Here is a 16,712-nt window from a genome sequence, read left to right as displayed (position 1 = left end):
GTCTCCCAGCCACCCCCTCGCCCGCCCTTTTCGGCGCAATGCCGGAAAAAAATCCGCAGCGGGCTGGTCAAACCGTCCCGGCCCGTGTATAGGCACGCCACTTTCTGAAATATGGCCCGTCAGTGCGGCCCTTTCGCGAGGGAACACCGGGGCTTTGACCGATCGTAGTGGAGCAATTCCATGGCAGTACCTAAAAGAAAGACCTCGCCGTCCAAGCGTGGCATGCGCCGTTCCGCCGACGCGCTCAAGGCCCCGTCCTATGTCGAGGACAAGAACTCCGGCGAGCTGCGCCGTCCGCACCACATCGACCTGAAGACCGGCATGTATCGCGGTCGTCAGGTGCTGGAGCCCAAGGAAGGCTGACGCCTTTCGGGCCGCATGGCTAATTATGGGAAGACCGGCCCTTCGCCGGTCTTTTTCATTTCAGGGTTCTTTCGGCCGCCCTTGCATCGCCGTCGGCCTTCGCCGAGAAGGGCCGCCCGTCGGACCCATTCAAAACCGGAGCTAGACATGCTCGGCGCCGTTCCGCTGCTGATTATCCCCTTCATCCTCTACAATCTCGGCCTGACAGGGTTGTCTGGCGAGACCGGGCCCGATCCATGGGCGTACGAGATCTTCTCGATGCGGATGATGTCGGGCGGCGTCTGGTCGATGACGCTCGGCGACGCGCTCGTGGTCGTGGCGCTGTTGCTGCTCTTCGTCGAGATCGTGAAGTCCACGCGCACGTCGAACGCGTCGATCGTCGACCATCTCCTGTCGACCTTCGTCTTCGTCGCCTATCTGGTCGAGTTCCTGCTGGTGCGCGGCGCCGCCCATTCGGTGTTCTTCACCCTCATGGTGATTGCCGCGATAGACGTGCTGGCCGGCTTCTCCGTCTCGCTGCGTTCAGCAGCACGAGACGTCAACCTGGGCAATTGACAGGCTCCGGAAGCAGAGGCACGCCGGAGAACCGGCGTTGCCCTTGCCTGTTCGAACGCCAGGCTTCTCGAGACCCCGCGTCCGGGTCGCCCGATCAGCCCGCGTCGGCCTGGAAGCCCGCAGCTTCGATGCCGGCGACGGCGCAGGTTTCGTCATTGTCCGACGTGTCGCCCGATATGCCGACCGCGCCGATGATCTCGCCGTCGGCGCGGATCAGCACGCCGCCGGGCACCGGCACGATGCGGCCGTCAGCGACGCCGGACAGGCCGACCATGAAATGCGGCCGCTCGACCGCCGTCTTGCCGAGAGCCCGCGATCCCATGCCCGTGGCGAGTGCGCCGAAGGCCTTGCCGGAAGCGATTTCGGGCCTCAGGAACGAAGCGCCGTCCTGGCGCTGGAAAGCCACGAGATGGCCGCCGGCGTCGAGCACGGCGACACCGAGCGGCTTCAGGTCGAGTTCCCTCGCCTTGGCGAAGGCTGTGGCGATGATAGAGTTCGAGCTTGCAAGCGTCAGGCGTGGCATGGTTTCTCCTCTTGTCGCGTCAACCGTCCTGTTTAGGCCAGCGACAAGGATGTCGGTACTGTCTTCCTGATGGAAGCTGTTTTGCCGAGCAGAGGGAAGGGAAGTTCATGACGAGACGATTCGACCGGCCGGGCCGCTCGCCTGTTATCGCCGAGAACGGCATGGCCGCCACATCGCACCCGCTGGCGACCGCCTCGGCGCTCGCCGTGCTGAGGGAAGGCGGCAACGCGGTCGATGCAGCACTCGCCGCATCGGCGACGCTGGTCGTGGTGGAGCCGCACATGACCGGCATCGGCGGCGACTGCTTCGTCATTCTGGCCGAACCCGGAGGCGGTGTGCACGGCCTCAACGGGTCGGGCCGGGCGCCTGCCGCGGCCGATCCCGCGCGGCTGCGCGCCATGGGCCTGCGGGCCATACCGGAGATCGGTCCGCACGCGGTGACCGTTCCCGGCGCGGTGAAGGCCTGGGAGACGCTCCATGCTCGTTTCGGCACGCTCCCCTTCGAAAGGCTTTTTGCCGATGCGATCCGCTATGCCGAGGAAGGCTACGCCGTGCACGCACGGGTGGCCGCCGACTGGGCCAAACTTGCCCAGGAACTGGCCGCCGACGAAGGCGCGGCGCGGCATTTCCTCATCGACGGCAAGGCGCCCGGGATCGGGGTCCGCCACGCCGTGCCGGCGCTCGGCGCGACATTGAGGCAGATCGCGAGGCACGGCGCCAAGGGTTTCTACGAAGGCGAGATCGGCGCCGAGATGGCCGCGACCGTTCAAGCCAAGGGCGGCACTCTCAGCGAGGCCGATCTCGCCGCCGTCGGCGCCGACTGGGTGGAGCCGATCTCTACCCGCTATGCCGGCCACGACATATTGGAGATCCCGCCGAACGGACAGGGCATCACCGCGCTGATCCTGCTCAACCTGATGCGAAGGCTCGGCACCGGCAGGCTCGCGCCCGACAGCGCCGAACGCTATCACCTCGAGATCGAGGCCGCCCGCCTGGCCTATTCCGTGCGCGACCACATGGTGGCGGATCCCGCGGCGATGCGGGTCAAGCCTGAAGTGCTTCTCGGCGAAGCCTACACGGAGGCGCTGGTCCGCAAGATAGACCCCGCGCGCCGGAACCCCGACATCGCACCCCCGAAAGCGCCGGCTTCCGACACGGTCTATCTCACCGTGGTCGACCGCGAGCGACGCGCCGTCTCCTTCATCAACTCCGTCTATGACGGTTTCGGCTCGAAGATCGTGACACCGAAATCGGCAATCGCGCTCCAGAACCGCGGCGCCTGCTTTTCGCTCGAGGAAGGCCATCCGAACGAACTCCGCCCCGGCAAGCAGCCGATGCACACGATCATCCCGGCCATGGCGATGAAGGACGGGCGGCCCGTGGTCTCGTTCGGCGTGATGGGCGGCGCCTATCAGCCGATGGGCCATGCCCATGTCTTCTCCAACCTCGCCGATCACGGCATGGACCCGCAGGAGGCGCTCGATCATGCCCGCCTGTTCTGGGGCGACGATCACGCGCTCGAGGCGGAAGCCGGGATCCCCGCCGACACCCGCACCGCACTGGCGGCGAAGGGGCATGCCGTGCGCGACGCGGCCAAGCCGCATGGCGGCGGCCAGGTGATCGTGATCGACGAGAAGAACGGCTTCCTGATCGCCGGTTCCGACCCGCGCAAGGACGGGCTGGCCCTGGGCTGGTAGGCGTCCCGGCTGGACATCCGGCCGGATAGCCTGACTCGTCAGCCTTGAAGCGACGATTCCAGCCTGGCGTAGCTCGCCTCCATGCCGTCTTCCATTCCCGTCGCCAGCATGGCCGTGCGCGTTTCGGCGTCCGGCAAGGTCATGCGCAGGGTCAGCAGCGTCCCGCTGTCCGTGGCCTCGAAGATGCTTTCGACATGGTTGTCCGGCGTCGGGTCGGGCAGATGCATGCGCTCGACATGGACAATGCGGCTGAACGGAACCAGCTCCAGATATTCGCCGGTCAGATGGAACCCGCCGCCCTTGCCGTCCGTCCATTCGTAACGGATCCTGCCGGCCGGCCGCGGCTCGCTGATGCAGACCGGCATCGTCCATCCGTCGGGACCGAGAAGCCACTTCTGGATCAGCTCGGGCTCGACGTGGGCGCGATAGACCGCCTCGGGGGACGCCGCGAAGTGCCTGGTCACCACGACATGGGTGTCGCCTTCGGTTCGAAGCTGCAGTCTCGACATCGTCATTCCTTTCCTTCGCCTTTTTCCATGGTCGCCAGGAGCGCATCCAGGCGGTCGTAATTCGCGGCCAGCGCCTTGCGCATCATACCGAGCCACTGATCGATCTCGGCAATGGCGACCGGTGAGAGCCGGCACGGCCGTCTGGTTCCCTCGACGCGCCGGCTGATCAGCCCGGCGCTTTCCAGGACCTTGATGTGCCGGGAGATGGCCGGTTGCGACATCGCGAAAGGCTGGGCGAGTTCCATCACCGTGGCTTCGCCCAAGGCCAGCCGGGCGAGGATCGCCCGGCGTGTGGGGTCGCCCAGCGCTGAAAACGCTGCGTCGAGATCTACCATTCCGTCTCCTTAACAATAGCATCCTTGTTATATAACAAGTTAGTTATGGTCAACTGGAAAGAGTCGGTTGCGCAGATGATGCCGGCGATGGTTGACGGGTCGAAGCCTCGACGCCCGCCGGGGCTTCGTTCCATGAACTCGCTGAGCAGGACTTGGTTGTTTTCGATCGGGCGCATACCCACCCGCAGGTTGCCGCCCTCGCGAGCCGACGGTGGTTCCGATCAGTTTTCCTGACGCTGGAACTCCGGCACCGACAGTTCGCCGCCGACCAGCACCCGTTCGTCGGCGCCGCAGGCGAATCCGCGCGCCTGCTCGTCCGCGATCCTGCGGGCCGTCTCGTTGGCTTTCGTATTGCCTGTCGCCATCACGAGACCGACCACGCAGCCGTCCCGCTCCGCGATCTGGCCGACCTTGGCAACGACGAGCACTTCCACCTGCCTGTCGGGATCTTCCGGATTGCTGACCGACCATCGATGGATGGTGGCGAAGGGAATGCGCAGGTCGCCATTCTCCTCGATGCGCCACTCGACCTTCGGCCCGGTTGAATTGAAGGCAGCGAAGCTCTCCCAAGTCGGAGCAAGATCGCCTGCGGGCGGAAAGCCGTAGAAGACGGATTCGCGCAGATCGGCCGAATAGATGATCACGGGATAGCCGCGGTAGCCGTTGCAGACCATGTTGGCGAACTGGCCTTCCTCCGCGTTCATGGCGAAGGTCGTGCAGTCTCGTCCCGTATCGAGGTCGGTATAGGTGCTCGTGATCTCACCCGCCTCCGCCCCAAAGCAGCAACAGGCGGCAAGGATTGCAGATAGCAGGAACCGGCGCATGGCAATCGGCCTGGTTGAGGATCATGCAAGCCTAGCGCCCGATTGCCCGGACGGCTAGCACCGAAAGATCATTCGGCCTTCTTGCGGTCGGAGTGACCGAGGTCGCGGCCCGGATCGACGACGTCACGGACGAGTTGCTTCAGCTTCGCCGCGTCGGGAAAGCCGCCGTCGCGCTTGCGTTCCCAGATCAGCACGTCGTTGCAGGTAACGCTGAACACGCCGCCGGTTCCCGGCACCAAGGTGACGGCGCCGAGGTCGGCGCCGAAGGTCGACAGGAGCTCCTGCGCCATCCAGGCCGCACGCAAGAGCCACTGGCACTGCGTGCAGTAGGTGATGCGGACTTCCGGCCGCTCGCTCATGCCGCGCCGAACTCGCTCATGCCACGCCGAGCTTGCTCATGCGGCGCTGAGCTTGGCCAACGTGGCTTCGTCGACTTCGAAATTCGCGTAGACGTTCTGGACGTCGTCGTCGTCCTCGAGCGTCGCGACCAGCTTCATCAGCGACTGGGCGCGCTCCTCGTCGACCGGCACCGTGTTCTGGGGCTGCCAGATCACCTTGACGCTTTCGGCTTCGCCGAGCGCGGTTTCCAGCGCCTTCGACACCTCTCCGACATTCTCGAAGGCGCAGAGGATGGTGTGGCCGTCCACGTCGGACTGTACGTCGTCGGCGCCCGCCTCGATCGCGGCCTCCATGACCTTGTCGGCGTCGCCCGCGGTCGCCGGATAGTAGATCTCGCCGACGCGGTTCCACATGAACGAAACCGACCCGGTCTCGCCCAACGCCCCGCCGGCCTTGGTGAAGGCGGCGCGGACATTCGAAGCGCTGCGGTTGCGGTTGTCGGTCAGCGCCTCGACGATGAGGGCAACACCACCTGGACCGTAGCCCTCGTAACGCACCTCGTCATAGTTATCGCCCTCGCCGCCCGCGGCCTTGTTGATGGCGCGCTGGATATTGTCCTTTGGCATGGACTGCGCCTTGGCGTTCTGTACCGCCAGCCTCAGGCGCGGGTTCATCGCCGGGTCGGGCGTGCCCGTCTTGGCGGCAACAGTGATTTCGCGCGCGAGCTTAGAGAACATCTTCGACTTGGCCGCATCCTGGCGGCCTTTGCGGTGCATGATGTTCTTGAATTGTGAATGGCCGGCCATGGAGCCCCTGTTCTTGTCGTCTCGATCTTTTGGAATGCCGCGCCTTATAGTTATTTTGCCATGAAACGTCCAGTCGCGGACGCCAAAATCCGCCACGCCGGCCTCGCGAAAACGTGAGGCGCGGGCGGCCGGTCCTTGCCATAGTGTCGGAAGCCGCGCCGCGGCGAGGGGAAACCGCCCGGAGGACCAGATCGATGCGCATGCTCACCGCCGTCGCCGCCCTTGTCGCTCTGCTTTTCGGCATGCCTCATGCATTCGCCCAGGAAGATCCGGTGCCGAGCAGCTGCGTCGCCATGGCGAACGCTCTGCCTGCAGCGACCTATATCGGCTTCGCGCCCACCGGCGCCACTAGTCGTGGTGAGGTCCGCTTCACCTATGCCGGCCATTCGACCTACATCATCGAGACGCCGGCCGGCGTGCGCATCGCCACCGACTTCAGCGGCGTCTACGGTAGTGATCCCTTGCCGCGCGTCGTCACGATGAACAAGGCGCACCGCACCCACTACACCGACTTTGTCGATCCCGGCATCGAATATGTGCTGCGCGGCTGGAATCCCGATGGCGGGCCGGCCAAGCATCGGCTGGTCGTGGACGATGTCTATATCCGCAACGTGCCGACCGACATCCGCCGCTTCGACCAGATGGAGAAGGACGGCAACTCGATCTTCATCTTCGAGGTGGCCGGGCTCTGCATCGGCCATCTCGGACATCTGCATCACGATCTGGAGGATGCGCATTACGCGGCGATCGGCCGCCTCGACGTGGTGATGGTGCCGGTCGACGGCGGCATGACGCAGTCGCTGGCGAACATGCGCGAGATTACCCGCCGCCTCTATTCGTCGGTCGTGCTGCCGATGCACCGGCATTCGACGCCGCTCGAGGAGTTCACCCTCGGCATGGGCGAAGGCTTCGCCATCGATTTCCGCGAGAGCCGGTCGTTCTCTTTGTCGCTGACGACCCTGCCGGACCGTCCCACCATCATCGTCCTCGATGGCGTGTAGGCCCGTGCTCTGTAGAGGCGGTGCTTAGTCGCACAGGTGCCGCGACGTCGGGCGCCGGAGTGCCCATGCGGGCATGGATCGCGTCAACGCCCCGTTGCTCATTCGCTGCACGCCCTCTTCCACGCGATAGCAGCAGCGCCGCCTCCGGATCTCGGCGTTCAGGCGCGCTCCGCTCTTCGTTGACCTTGTTCTCAGGCGCCAGGGAGCGGGACAGTCTCCGGGAGAGGAATTGCGGCCTCCTTCAGCCCGGCGGCAATCAGCACGCTTGCAGTTTGCAGCAAGAGCGGAACGGCTTCGCCCGCTTCAAGCATCTGCGAACTGACGAATGCGCCATTGACAAGCAGTGCGAGCTGGCCCGCAAGTTCGTCGGGGCGGTCGGTGCCCAGCCGCTCGGCGATTCCCTTCAACCGACTCCTCATTTCGCGTTTGTGGGCCGCCGCGACCTTGCGCGCGGGGTGATCGGCCTCCGGAAACTCTGCGGCAACGTTGATCTGCGGGCAACCGCGATAGTTCGGTCGCCCGACCCGCTCGCCGATCCACTCCAGCTGCGCGTCGAGTTCCGCCCGTGCGTCATCCTTGTGTATTTGCGCCACACGATCCCAAGTGCCCCAGAAGTCCTCATCCTCGCGCGCGAGGAAGGCGGCGACGAGATCGTCCTTGGTGCCGAAATGCCGGTAGAGGCTGGTCTTGGCGACGCCTGCCTCCTCGACCACGAGGTCAACCCCCACGGCGCGCACGCCCCGCTGGTAGAAGAGCGATGAAGCGGTTTCGAGAATTCTCTCCCGCACGTCGACACCATCCTTGCTGCCCGGGCTGACCGCTCTTGTCGACATCACGTACCTCCAATGTCGGCAATCTAGCACAGGCGCGCTTGACGCGCTACAGACTTGTATGTATCGATAAAACAAACAGGTCTGTATCGCGGAGGAAATCGATGACTGTTCGCCTGCCGGTAGCCTCGAACCAGCATCAGGCCGTCGCGGTCTTCGGCGCGGCCGGCCATACGGGGCGTTTCGTCGTCGCGGAACTGCTGCGCCGGGGCATTACCCCGATCGCCGTCGCGCGCAGCGTGGCGAAGCTGGCGGAATTCGGATTCGAGGAACGCGGCATCGAGGTGCGGGGTGCTTCGGCGGAGGACCCGGACTCACTCGATCGCGCCTTCAGGGGCGCGGCGGCCGTCATCAACTGCGCCGGACCCTTTCTCGACACGGCCGATGCCGTGGCTTCCGCGGCGATTCGCATGGGAATCCATTATCTCGATGTCACGGCCGAGCAGCCGAGCGCACGGGCGACCTTCGAGACATTCGACAAGGCGGCGCGCAATGCCGGCGTGCTCGTCATTCCGGCAATGGGCTTTTATGGCGGCTTTGCCGACCTGCTCGTGACGACAGCCATGGGCGATTGGGATTTCGCCGACGAGATCATGGTCGGCATCGCGCTCGACCGTTGGCATCCAACCCAAGGCACGCGAGTGACGGGCGAGAAGAACACCGCCCGGCGCATGATCGTCGCCAACGGGCAGCTTTCACCTATGCCCCTGCCCGCCGCCGAGATGGACTGGGATTTCCCGGAGCCGTTCGCACGGCAAGCGGTCGTAGAGCTCCCATTCTCGGAGATCGTCGTGATTGCCCGACACACCCGGTCATCCGAGCTCCACACCTATCTCAATCGCACCGCTCTTCGTGACATCAGGGACACCACAACGCCGCCGCCGGAACCCGCGGATGACGAAGGCCGATCCGCTCAGGTCTTCCTGGTCGAGGCGATCGTGCGAAACGGCGTGCACAGCCGTCGGATCGCCGCGCAGGGGCGGGACATCTACGCCTTCTCGGCGCCGCTCATATGCGAAGCCGTTCAGCGCATCCTTGACGGCAGGGCCCGAGGCAGCGGGGCCCAGGCCCCCGGCGCCGTTTTCGATGCCCGCGACTTCCTCGACGCCTTGCCGCTCGAACATTTGTCATTCGTACTCTCGGACGATGAGCACCGGACCACATCTCCCCTTTCCAGGCCGTGAGGTAGACATGTCGAACCAGTCCATCCAGGCCCGGATCCTCAGGTCGCTTCACATTCCGGGCCACCCGCTTGTCTTGTTCAATGTCTGGGACGCGGGCAGCGCCAAGGCCGTGGCCGCCAGCGGTGCCCGGGCGCTCGCCACGGGGAGTTGGTCCGTCGCGGCCGCACACGGCTTCACGGACGGGGAGCAGATGCTCCTCGACCTTTGTCTTGCCAACCTGCAACGGATCGTCGGGGTGACCGATCTTCCCGTCACGATCGATTTGGAAAGTGGTTATGGAGCCGACCCCATAGCGGTCGGGGAGACGGTTCTGCGCGCATTGCGGGCCGGTGCCGTCGGCTGCAATATCGAGGACAGCTTCCCGGGAAGCGGATCGCTCCGCGAGGCCTACGAGCAAGCGGCCCGGCTCAAGGCCGCCAAAGCCGCGGCCGACGCAGCCGGGATCCCGGCATTCATCAACGCCCGCACGGACGTCTTCTTCCAGGCCGGGCCGGACCAACACGACGAGGGCATGGTTGAGGCGGCCCTCCAACGTGGTCGGTTCTATGCCGACGCGGGTGCTGACTGTCTGTTCGTTCCCGGCTTGGTCGACGAGAGGCTCATCGGCCGTCTGGTCGAAGGTTCAGCGCTCCCGGTGAACATCATGGCAGGCGAGCGCACGCCGCCCGCCGCAAGGCTGGCCGAGTTGGGCGTGGCCCGGATCAGCCACGGACCAGGTCCATACCTTCTCGCCATGCGCGCTCTGGAGAATGCTGCGAAAGCAGCTTTTGAAGAGACCAAAACCCTCCCAGGTCAACCGCTTGCCTAGCAACTGGTAGTGTTTGCCACTGCATCGAGTGACTGCCCGGCTCAGCCTTCCAGATCGGCCTTCAACCGTTCGAGGAAGCTGACGGCGTGCGTCTCGTATCCGCTGATCCAGCGATCGTGGATCTGCTTGATCGGAAGCGCGTTCAGGTGGTTCCAGCGCTCCCGCCCCTGACGCTGGGCGATTACGAGATCCGCCTCTTCCAAGACCTTCAGATGCTGCATCACAGTGCAGCGGTCCATGTCGGGGAAGGAGTCGCACAAGGCGCCCGTCGTCTGGGGCGCCTCCTTCAGCCGATCGAGCATCTGACGCCGCCGCGGATGCGCCAAAGCTTTGAAAACATGATCGTCTTTCGATTCGATTGACATGTTATATTTTTATAACATATTGTCATCAGACGCAAGCAAGGAGGCGTGTCATGTCCCTCGGTTTCAGGATTTCGGGCCGGATTTCCAAGCCCGCCGCGGAAGTGTTCGACGCAGTGGTAAACCCAAAGAAGCTCAGCGGCTATTTCACCACGATCGGCGGGGCGAGCGCCCCGATTGTCGAAGGCACCACGGTCACATGGTGGGGGGAGGTCCCCGTCGAGGTCGACGAGGTGTCCAAGGACAGGCGCATCGTGCTGCGCTGGGATGCGAGCGTCCCCGAAGGCGAGCCTGGCTACAAGACGCGGATCGAGATGAATTTCGAGCAACTCGACGACGGCGGCACGCTGGTCACCATCTCCGAAGCGGGCTGGCACGAGGGTGAGAACGGGCTGAGGAAGTCCTATCTCAACTGCGAAGGCTGGACACAAATGCTGTGCTCGATGAAGGCCTTCCTCGAATACGGCATCAATCTCCGCGACGGCTTCTACCGCAGCGAGATGCACGGCGAGCCCGCCCGCGAAACCAATATCTGAAACCAGCAGGCGTGGATGCCGGCGCATCCACCGGCCTCAATCGCGGACGTGACCGCTCCGGGCCGCCCGTTTTCGCGTCACGTGGCGCGGGCGGCGCAGTCGAGCGCTCCAACGGGCGACCTCGTCGACCTCTGGCAGAACACGCACTCAACCCGCGAGATAGGCCGAGTGCAGGATGGACGGGTCGCGGCGGAGCTGCTCCGGATCGCCGGCGAAACGGATGCGCCCGCGCTCCATGACATAGGCGAAATGGGCGAGCTTCAGCGCGATATGGGTGAACTGCTCGATCAAAAGCACGCCCACGCCCTGCTCGGCGAGCCTGGTGATAACAGGCACCAGGCGCGCCACGATCACCGGCGCCAGCCCGAACGACAGCTCGTCGGCGAGGATGTAGCGCGGCCGGCAGACGATCGCCTGGGCCAGCGCCACCATCTGCTGCTGTCCGCCCGAGATGTCGCCCGCGCGCTGCGACAATCGTGCCCGCAACTCCGGAAACGTGTCGAGCGCCGTCTCGATCGCCGCCGCGAGCTCGGTCCGCGACAGATGGCTGCCGGCCGCCTTCAGATTGTCCTCGACACTGAGTTCGGTCAGTACCTGATGGCCTTCGGGCACGGCCGCAACGCCGAGGCTGCGCACAGCCTCCGGACGAAGACCGGTGAGCGACCGGTCGTCGGCCTCGATGCTGCCTGAAGTCGCGCCGAGCGCGCCGGCTACGGCGAGCACGAGGCTGCTCTTACCGGCGCCGTTTGCTCCAAGCAGCGTCGTCACCTTGCCCGGCTCGATGGTGAGGTCGACCCCGTGCAGCACCTGCTTGCCGCCGCGCGAGACGGCGAGCCCTTTTATCTCCAAACCCGTGCTCACGCCGCGTCCTCCTCGAAGACGCCGAGATAGGCGGCCTGGACCTTGGGGTCCTTGAGCACCTCGGCTGTCGGTCCATAGGCCAGCTTCGATCCGAAATCGAGGACCAGCGTCGCCTGGCAGGTCGCTGAGATCAGATCCACGTCGTGATCGACGAGCAGCACCTGCGCGCCGCAGAAATCGGGTATGCCGAGGATCACGTCCCTGAGATGCGCGGCCTCGTCCTGGCTGAGCCCTGCTCCCGGTTCGTCCATCATCACCAGCTTCGGGGTACCCGACACGCTACGTGCGATTTCCACCATGCGGCGGTCATACGCGTTGAGCTCATGCCCGAGGGCGGCCGCCTTCTGGGCGAGACCGACATAGTCGAGCACCTTGCAGACCAATTGCGTGGCCGGCACGCCGCCGATCGGCACATTGTCGAGCACGGCCATGATATTGTCGGCGACGCTGAGGTTCTCCACCACCTGCTCGTTCTGGAAGGTGCGGCGGATACCGAAGCCTGCCCGGCGATGGACCTGCAGTTTCAGCACGTCCTGCCCGGCGACGCGAACCGTGCCGGCGGCCGGCCGCACGAAGCCGGACAACACGTTGAGCAGCGTGGTCTTACCGGCGCCGTTCGGTCCGACGAGCCCGGTGATGCGTTCCGGCAGGACGGCGCTCAGCTCGCTCAGGCTCTTGACCCCGCCGAACCGGACGGTGAGACCTTCGATCTCGATCATGTCCGCGCCCTCCCGGACAGGGTCTGAACTTTTGCCGCCACCAACTTTGCGAAGTCGCCGAGCTGGCCGGCGATTCCGTTCGGTGCGGTGATCAGAGCATGAAGCAGGCCGATGCCGAAGATAATGGTGGCTATGTTGCCGTCGACCCTGAAGTCGTTGAGCAGGGCCGGGAAGGCGCGCAGGAGCAGGCCGGCGATGATCGGCCCGATCCAGCTATAGGCCCCACCGATCACCGAGATGGCGAAGAGCATGATCGACTGGCTGGCCGGGAAGGCCGTGGCGTCGAGCTGGCCGACGCCGCCCGCCAGGAGGCCGCCGGAGATTCCGGCCAGGAAACCCGCCAGCGTGAAGGCCCAGACCTTGTAGGCGACGATGTTCACACCGCCCGCCAGCGCGCAGATTTCGCCACGCCGTATCATCGCCCAGGCCCGGCCGGGTCTGCCGCGAATGTGCAGCCACACGATCAGATAGCATATTGCGACCACCACGACCGCGTAGCGGAAATAGGCCTCGTCCGTGCCGGCGAGCAGGGGACGCTCCATCATCTGGCGTGCCGTACCCATGCTCTTGCCCAGGATCCCGGGGCCGCCGTCGGGGAATCCGAAAGCGCTGATCAGCACCTGCAGCGCGCCGGCTGTCATCAGCGTGACGATCGCAAGATAGAGGCCGCGCATGCGCAGCGCCGGCAGGCCGGTCACAAGGCCGATGAGGGCCGCCGCCAGTCCCCCGCCCAGCAGAGCGAGTTCAAAAGGCAGGCCGGTACCGTGGGCGATGCGCAGAGCGAACCAGCCGCCGACGCCGAGCAATGCATATTGGGCGAGCGAAATCATGCCGAGCTGGGCGTAGAGCAGGCTTACGCTCAGGCTGGCGAGCACCAGCGCCGTCACCGAGATCATGGTGCGCAGCCAATAGCCGCTCATCATCTCCGGCAGGAAATAGAGGAACAGGGCGATTGCGGCGGCAACCGCTCCTGTGAGCGTCCAGTTGCGGGCGGAGGCGGCAGCCGGCGCGAAGGACATGGTGTGATCTGTCACAGCATCCCTCCCCTCACCGGTAGATCGAGACGGGACGGCGCTGCATCCAGATCAGGGCCGCCACGGCGAACAGGAAGGGAACCGCGGTTCGGAACGGCCCGATCACCGGAACGGGCGTCAGCAGCGCCTCACAGACGCCGATGACCACACCCCCGGCGACGGTCAGCGGCAGCGAGGTGAAGCGCCCGATGACGGCGGCCGCGATCGCAGGGATCACCGCGAAGGTCAGCGCCGGTCCGCTCAGACGCAGCATATCGGCGAGAAGCAGGCCGCTGACTCCAGCCAGGACGCCGGAGATCACCCAGGCCCAGGCATCGGCCCGAAGCACCTTGATGCCGAGCATGGCGGAAAGATCGCGATTGTTGGCGAGAGCCCGCATTTCGAGGCCGAGCCGACTCCTGGCGAGGAAGATCATGACCGCGATGGTGGCGAGCACCGCTATGGCGAAGGCGCCGGCGCGGGTGACGGTGATGCGCACGCCGAGGAGGGAGAAACTCATCGTGTCGGTCGGCAGGCGAAGCCGCCGCGGCGCCTCGCCCCAGACGTAACCCATGACGCCGATCAGGACGAGCGCGAAGGCGAGCGTGCCGACGGCGCGCATGACCGGGTCGCCATAGGCGAGCCGTGGCGCCAGCACGCGCCCATAGAACAGCGAGGCCAGGGTCGCGGCGAGGATGCCTGCGCCCCAGCCGAGAATCTGGTAGCCGCCGTTCTCGACGATCGACCAAGCGATGAAGGCGCCCAGGGCGCCGAGCGCGCCCTGGGCGAAATTGACCACGCCGGAGGCCCGGTAGAGCACCACGATGCCGACCGCCGACAGGACATAGGTCGCGGCGACCGCGAGACCCGACACGAGGAACGGCGTGAAATCGGGCATGGCCTACTGCCGGATACCGATCTTCTTCTCGTATTCGTGGACGTCGGCCAGTTCCGGGTCCTCGGCGTCGATGCAGCCGGGCTTGGCGACCAGCTTGCCGTCCTTCACCATGGCCACGGGGCCGGAATTGTTGGCGTTATGGCGCGGCGCATCGCCGATGTACCAGGGCTTGCAGAAGATATCGCTTTCGAACCTGGTCACGCCACGGAGCGCCGCCGTCACCGTCGGCCTGTCGATCTTGGCGGGATCAAGCTTCATCAGCGTTTCGGCCGTCACGCGGGCGGCCAGATAACCGGCCTGCGAAAAGGTGTCGCGCGGGTCGGAGGACGAGCCGTACTCATCCATCACGGCCAGCCAGTTGTCCATATCGGGGGTGCCCGCGTCGGCCGCGTTCATCTCCATGTCGACGGTCACCTTGCCGTTCCAATAGTCGCCGATTGCCGTCGGGAAATCGGGATTGTAAAGCGATGCCGGGCCCATCCAGTGGACCTTGTCGGCGAGATCCTGTTCCTCGGCTGCCGCGAAGATCGGCACGGCGATCTCCTTGGGCGTGCTCACCGAAATGACGTCGGGCTCGAAGGCCATGGCCTGGAGCACCAGCGACGTCGCGTCCATGCTGCCGGGATCGAAGGCGATGGTCATGCCGTCGCCGCCTTTCGACTTGATCCATTCGATGGCGCCGTTGCACGACCATTCCCCGACATTGGGAATGTTGGGCGCGAAGCAGACCACCTTTTTGATCTCGCCGGGATAGCTGTTGTAGAGGTCGATCAGCGCCTTCGTGTTGCTGACGCGCGGACCCGCATTGGTGGGCGCGTAGTTCTTCTGGAAGAAGCAGTCGCGTGGCACGCCGACGCCGGCCACCACCATGATGTCCTCGGCCTCGTAGATGCCCTGGTTGGCGCCGCAGTCGATGAAGCTCATATTGCCGACCAGCGCGACCGCGCCCTTGTCCTTGATCAGCTTGGCGGCGACCTGCGAAGCCTGCTCGGGATTCCAGCCGTCGTCCTCGAGCATATATTCGACCGGGCGGCCGTTGATGCCGCCATTGGCGTTGAGGCATTTGAAATAGGCAGCGGCCGCCTTGCCCGACGAGCTGAAGTCGGCCGGGCCGACGATGCTCACGATGCCGCCGATCACGATCGGCTCGCCGCTGGCCGCCTGCCCCGTCGAGGCGCCGCATTTGGCCGCGGCCTCGGCCCCGCCTATGGCCGCAGCAAAGGCTCCGACGGCCAGGAGCACGCCGGTCACTATCGATTTCAGATGCATCTTCCTTCTCCCATTTTGCCTCGGACCGGCGGCTTTGCTCCTCCCGCTCGGCCTCCGAGGCGTCACCAATTATAGTTTGGTTACCAACTATATTCGAACAGGTTCTCCCCGTCGCGCGTTTTTTTCGGGGCTGAGCCCTTTTGCTCTCCATCGTTTCGTCGCCGCGTCGCTCTCTCCGACGCGCCGCGGAACACCTCTCAGCCGGGGCGACCACTATAGTCCGGCGCGGGACGGGCGCTTGCCTGCGAAGCCCGGCAGTCTTGACTGGCAGGCGCAATACCGACCGCTCGCCTTCTGCCTAGCGGTTCGGACAGCCCTCGTCTTGGAGATGCACGCAGGTCATGTTGGAGAAAAGCGCAAGGGCTACGCCCTTGGGGGATCCTTGTCGTGACGGACCTAGGCGAAGCGATGTTGTTGCCATTCTCGCGAAATCGGTAACAACAAAGGAGCTGACTTTCGAAAGGCTTCAGCCGTTGGACAGAGACAGGCTCCTGGCGCGGTCGCGCAACAGGGACAGCAGCTCGGCCCGACGCGGCTCGGGCGTGTCGATCGGCAGCACGAAGCAGAGCGTGCGCGCGATCGCGCCGTAGCCGTCGCGGATGGGTGCGGCCATGCACCAGGTGAAGCGGTCAGCAAGCGCCGAGGTCTCGCTGAAACCCTGCGCCCGCGCCGCGGCGACCTCGGCGAGGAAGTCGTCCTCGCAGATCACTCGACCGTCAGGCAGCCTGTAGTCTTCGGCCGGCACGAAGGCGCGGATCTCCTCGTCGCTCATATGGCCGAGCAGCAGCCTGCCCGACGCCGTCCAGGGGGTCGGTACCTCGACGCCGACGTCGCTGGAGATGCGGAAGGGGCCCGGAGAATCGCGGCAGTCGAGCACGACATATTTGTTGCCGCGCATGCCGCAAAGCTGCACCGTCTCGCCCGTCTCGGCCGCCAGCCGGTCCATCGTCTCGATGATGCGGCGGTAATGCACGTTGTGGTGGCTGTAGGCCCAGCCGAACAGATGCATGGCGCGGCCGAAATAGACATGGCCATCGCCGCCCACATTCTCCAGCATCTCGGCTTCGAGCAGGCTGTTGACGATCTCGTAGGTGGTCGAGCGCGGCGCGTTGATCATTTTGGCGATGTCGCCGACCCTGACCGGCGCACGATGCTTGAGCAGCGCCTCGAGCAGCATGATGACCCGGTCGATGCCGCGCCGGCGCTCGCCGCCGCGCGCCGCCTCGCCGGCGGTGTTTCCACCGAGATCGATCGCTTCATTGCTCATGGAGATGCCGTCC

The 16,712-nt window shown here is 65.2% G+C and carries 21 protein-coding genes; 7 read left to right on the top strand and 14 right to left on the bottom strand.

Features of this window, described 5'->3' with window-relative positions:
- Window positions 1–180 precede the first annotated feature (180 nt).
- Window positions 181–363 carry a 50S ribosomal protein L32 gene (gene rpmF, locus JN280_RS08190; RefSeq protein ID WP_202311366.1) on the top strand — a complete coding sequence of 61 codons (183 nt, stop codon included), beginning with the start codon at window positions 181–183 and terminating at the stop codon, window positions 361–363.
- Between the two features lie 147 nt (window positions 364–510).
- Window positions 511–918 carry a hypothetical protein gene (locus JN280_RS08185; protein WP_202311364.1) on the top strand — a complete coding sequence of 136 codons (408 nt, stop codon included), beginning with the start codon at window positions 511–513 and terminating at the stop codon, window positions 916–918.
- 94 nt (window positions 919–1,012) lie between these two features.
- On the opposite strand, the gene JN280_RS08180 is transcribed toward JN280_RS08185, so the two are convergent.
- Window positions 1,013–1,441, bottom strand: coding sequence for a GlcG/HbpS family heme-binding protein (locus tag JN280_RS08180; RefSeq protein WP_202311363.1), 429 nt, complete (start codon window positions 1,439–1,441; stop codon window positions 1,013–1,015).
- 107 nt (window positions 1,442–1,548) lie between these two features.
- Here JN280_RS08180 and JN280_RS08175 point away from each other — a divergent pair, with 107 nt between their 5' ends.
- Entirely contained in the window at window positions 1,549–3,138 is a 1,590-nt protein-coding gene (locus tag JN280_RS08175; protein ID WP_244743101.1) for a gamma-glutamyltransferase family protein, read from the top strand.
- A gap of 38 nt (window positions 3,139–3,176) precedes the next feature.
- On the opposite strand, the gene JN280_RS08170 is transcribed toward JN280_RS08175, so the two are convergent.
- The 5 genes from JN280_RS08170 to JN280_RS08150 form a co-directional block, all read right to left on the bottom strand.
- Entirely contained in the window at window positions 3,177–3,653 is a 477-nt protein-coding gene (locus tag JN280_RS08170) for an SRPBCC domain-containing protein (protein ID WP_244743099.1), read from the bottom strand.
- Complete coding sequence (locus tag JN280_RS08165) at window positions 3,650–3,982, bottom strand: ArsR/SmtB family transcription factor (RefSeq protein WP_202311362.1); 333 nt, start codon at window positions 3,980–3,982, stop codon at window positions 3,650–3,652. The genes JN280_RS08170 and JN280_RS08165 overlap by 4 nt, the downstream gene beginning before the upstream one ends.
- Before the next feature lie 221 nt (window positions 3,983–4,203).
- Window positions 4,204–4,806: a hypothetical protein gene (locus tag JN280_RS08160; RefSeq protein WP_202311361.1), complete on the bottom strand. Its 603-nt coding sequence runs from the start codon at window positions 4,804–4,806 to the stop codon at window positions 4,204–4,206.
- Between the two features lie 68 nt (window positions 4,807–4,874).
- A complete protein-coding gene (locus JN280_RS08155; RefSeq protein ID WP_202311360.1) occupies window positions 4,875–5,165 on the bottom strand; it encodes a SelT/SelW/SelH family protein in 291 nt (96 codons plus the stop codon).
- Between the two features lie 36 nt (window positions 5,166–5,201).
- Window positions 5,202–5,951 carry a YebC/PmpR family DNA-binding transcriptional regulator gene (locus tag JN280_RS08150; protein ID WP_202311359.1) on the bottom strand — a complete coding sequence of 250 codons (750 nt, stop codon included), beginning with the start codon at window positions 5,949–5,951 and terminating at the stop codon, window positions 5,202–5,204.
- Between the two features lie 194 nt (window positions 5,952–6,145).
- Between JN280_RS08150 and JN280_RS08145 the strand changes: the two genes are divergently transcribed.
- The gene (locus tag JN280_RS08145; protein WP_202311358.1) at window positions 6,146–6,952 is read left to right on the top strand and encodes an MBL fold metallo-hydrolase; all 807 of its coding nucleotides are present in this window, start codon (window positions 6,146–6,148) and stop codon (window positions 6,950–6,952) included.
- A gap of 191 nt (window positions 6,953–7,143) precedes the next feature.
- Here JN280_RS08145 and JN280_RS08140 read toward each other — a convergent pair whose 3' ends face one another.
- Complete coding sequence (locus JN280_RS08140) at window positions 7,144–7,785, bottom strand: TetR/AcrR family transcriptional regulator (protein ID WP_202311356.1); 642 nt, start codon at window positions 7,783–7,785, stop codon at window positions 7,144–7,146.
- A 101-nt stretch (window positions 7,786–7,886) separates the two neighbouring features.
- Here JN280_RS08140 and JN280_RS08135 point away from each other — a divergent pair, with 101 nt between their 5' ends.
- Both JN280_RS08135 and JN280_RS08130 read left to right on the top strand, forming a co-directional pair.
- Window positions 7,887–8,966: a saccharopine dehydrogenase family protein gene (locus JN280_RS08135; protein ID WP_202311354.1), complete on the top strand. Its 1,080-nt coding sequence runs from the start codon at window positions 7,887–7,889 to the stop codon at window positions 8,964–8,966.
- Window positions 8,929–9,774: an isocitrate lyase/PEP mutase family protein gene (locus tag JN280_RS08130; RefSeq protein WP_342216197.1), complete on the top strand. Its 846-nt coding sequence runs from the start codon at window positions 8,929–8,931 to the stop codon at window positions 9,772–9,774. Before JN280_RS08135 ends, JN280_RS08130 begins: the two co-directional genes overlap by 38 nt.
- A gap of 41 nt (window positions 9,775–9,815) precedes the next feature.
- Here the strand turns inward: JN280_RS08130 and JN280_RS08125 are convergent, their stop codons facing one another.
- The gene (locus JN280_RS08125; RefSeq protein WP_202311349.1) at window positions 9,816–10,139 is read right to left on the bottom strand and encodes an ArsR/SmtB family transcription factor; all 324 of its coding nucleotides are present in this window, start codon (window positions 10,137–10,139) and stop codon (window positions 9,816–9,818) included.
- Between the two features lie 50 nt (window positions 10,140–10,189).
- Between JN280_RS08125 and JN280_RS08120 the strand changes: the two genes are divergently transcribed.
- Window positions 10,190–10,672, top strand: coding sequence for an SRPBCC domain-containing protein (locus tag JN280_RS08120; protein ID WP_202311347.1), 483 nt, complete (start codon window positions 10,190–10,192; stop codon window positions 10,670–10,672).
- Between the two features lie 147 nt (window positions 10,673–10,819).
- Here JN280_RS08120 and JN280_RS08115 read toward each other — a convergent pair whose 3' ends face one another.
- The 6 genes from JN280_RS08115 to JN280_RS08090 form a co-directional block, all read right to left on the bottom strand.
- Window positions 10,820–11,533 (bottom strand): ABC transporter ATP-binding protein, encoded by a 714-nt coding sequence (locus JN280_RS08115; protein WP_202311345.1) that lies wholly within the window; start codon window positions 11,531–11,533, stop codon window positions 10,820–10,822.
- Window positions 11,530–12,252, bottom strand: a complete 723-nt coding sequence (locus tag JN280_RS08110; protein ID WP_202311343.1) for an ABC transporter ATP-binding protein — start codon at window positions 12,250–12,252, stop codon at window positions 11,530–11,532. Before JN280_RS08110 ends, JN280_RS08115 begins: the two co-directional genes overlap by 4 nt.
- Window positions 12,249–13,286 (bottom strand): branched-chain amino acid ABC transporter permease, encoded by a 1,038-nt coding sequence (locus tag JN280_RS08105; RefSeq protein WP_244743096.1) that lies wholly within the window; start codon window positions 13,284–13,286, stop codon window positions 12,249–12,251. Before JN280_RS08105 ends, JN280_RS08110 begins: the two co-directional genes overlap by 4 nt.
- A 13-nt stretch (window positions 13,287–13,299) precedes the next feature.
- On the bottom strand, window positions 13,300–14,163 hold the full coding sequence (locus JN280_RS08100; RefSeq protein WP_202311341.1) for a branched-chain amino acid ABC transporter permease: 864 nt from the start codon (window positions 14,161–14,163) through the stop codon (window positions 13,300–13,302).
- 3 nt (window positions 14,164–14,166) lie between these two features.
- Window positions 14,167–15,432, bottom strand: a complete 1,266-nt coding sequence (locus JN280_RS08095; protein ID WP_202311339.1) for an ABC transporter substrate-binding protein — start codon at window positions 15,430–15,432, stop codon at window positions 14,167–14,169.
- A gap of 466 nt (window positions 15,433–15,898) precedes the next feature.
- On the bottom strand, window positions 15,899–16,699 hold the full coding sequence (locus tag JN280_RS08090) for an IclR family transcriptional regulator (protein ID WP_202311337.1): 801 nt from the start codon (window positions 16,697–16,699) through the stop codon (window positions 15,899–15,901).
- Window positions 16,700–16,712: the final 13 nt, after the last annotated feature.

Source organism: Mesorhizobium sp. L-8-10, assembly GCF_016756635.1.
Taxonomy (GTDB): Bacteria; Pseudomonadota; Alphaproteobacteria; order Rhizobiales; family Rhizobiaceae.
Note: the sequence above shows the minus strand (reverse complement) of the source record. Positions and strands in the feature narration are given on the sequence as shown.

Bases quoted from the DNA above. Each gene is read 5' to 3' on its own strand.
- JN280_RS08130 (WP_342216197.1), top strand. From the start codon at position 8,929: ATGAGCACCGGACCACATCTCCCCTTTCCAGGCCGTGAGGTAGACATG.
- JN280_RS08165 (WP_202311362.1), bottom strand. From the start codon at position 3,982: ATGGTAGATCTCGACGCAGCGTTTTCAGCGCTGGGCGACCCCACACGC.
- JN280_RS08120 (WP_202311347.1), top strand. From the start codon at position 10,190: ATGTCCCTCGGTTTCAGGATTTCGGGCCGGATTTCCAAGCCCGCCGCG.
- JN280_RS08160 (WP_202311361.1), bottom strand. From the start codon at position 4,806: ATGCGCCGGTTCCTGCTATCTGCAATCCTTGCCGCCTGTTGCTGCTTT.
- JN280_RS08145 (WP_202311358.1), top strand. From the start codon at position 6,146: ATGCGCATGCTCACCGCCGTCGCCGCCCTTGTCGCTCTGCTTTTCGGC.
- JN280_RS08170 (WP_244743099.1), bottom strand. From the start codon at position 3,653: ATGACGATGTCGAGACTGCAGCTTCGAACCGAAGGCGACACCCATGTC.
- JN280_RS08110 (WP_202311343.1), bottom strand. From the start codon at position 12,252: ATGATCGAGATCGAAGGTCTCACCGTCCGGTTCGGCGGGGTCAAGAGC.
- JN280_RS08180 (WP_202311363.1), bottom strand. From the start codon at position 1,441: ATGCCACGCCTGACGCTTGCAAGCTCGAACTCTATCATCGCCACAGCC.
- JN280_RS08095 (WP_202311339.1), bottom strand. From the start codon at position 15,432: ATGCATCTGAAATCGATAGTGACCGGCGTGCTCCTGGCCGTCGGAGCC.
- JN280_RS08135 (WP_202311354.1), top strand. From the start codon at position 7,887: ATGACTGTTCGCCTGCCGGTAGCCTCGAACCAGCATCAGGCCGTCGCG.
- JN280_RS08185 (WP_202311364.1), top strand. From the start codon at position 511: ATGCTCGGCGCCGTTCCGCTGCTGATTATCCCCTTCATCCTCTACAAT.
- JN280_RS08100 (WP_202311341.1), bottom strand. From the start codon at position 14,163: ATGCCCGATTTCACGCCGTTCCTCGTGTCGGGTCTCGCGGTCGCCGCG.
- JN280_RS08125 (WP_202311349.1), bottom strand. From the start codon at position 10,139: ATGTCAATCGAATCGAAAGACGATCATGTTTTCAAAGCTTTGGCGCAT.
- JN280_RS08150 (WP_202311359.1), bottom strand. From the start codon at position 5,951: ATGGCCGGCCATTCACAATTCAAGAACATCATGCACCGCAAAGGCCGC.
- JN280_RS08155 (WP_202311360.1), bottom strand. From the start codon at position 5,165: ATGAGCGAGCGGCCGGAAGTCCGCATCACCTACTGCACGCAGTGCCAG.
- JN280_RS08175 (WP_244743101.1), top strand. From the start codon at position 1,549: ATGACGAGACGATTCGACCGGCCGGGCCGCTCGCCTGTTATCGCCGAG.
- rpmF (WP_202311366.1), top strand. From the start codon at position 181: ATGGCAGTACCTAAAAGAAAGACCTCGCCGTCCAAGCGTGGCATGCGC.
- JN280_RS08090 (WP_202311337.1), bottom strand. From the start codon at position 16,699: ATGAGCAATGAAGCGATCGATCTCGGTGGAAACACCGCCGGCGAGGCG.
- JN280_RS08140 (WP_202311356.1), bottom strand. From the start codon at position 7,785: ATGTCGACAAGAGCGGTCAGCCCGGGCAGCAAGGATGGTGTCGACGTG.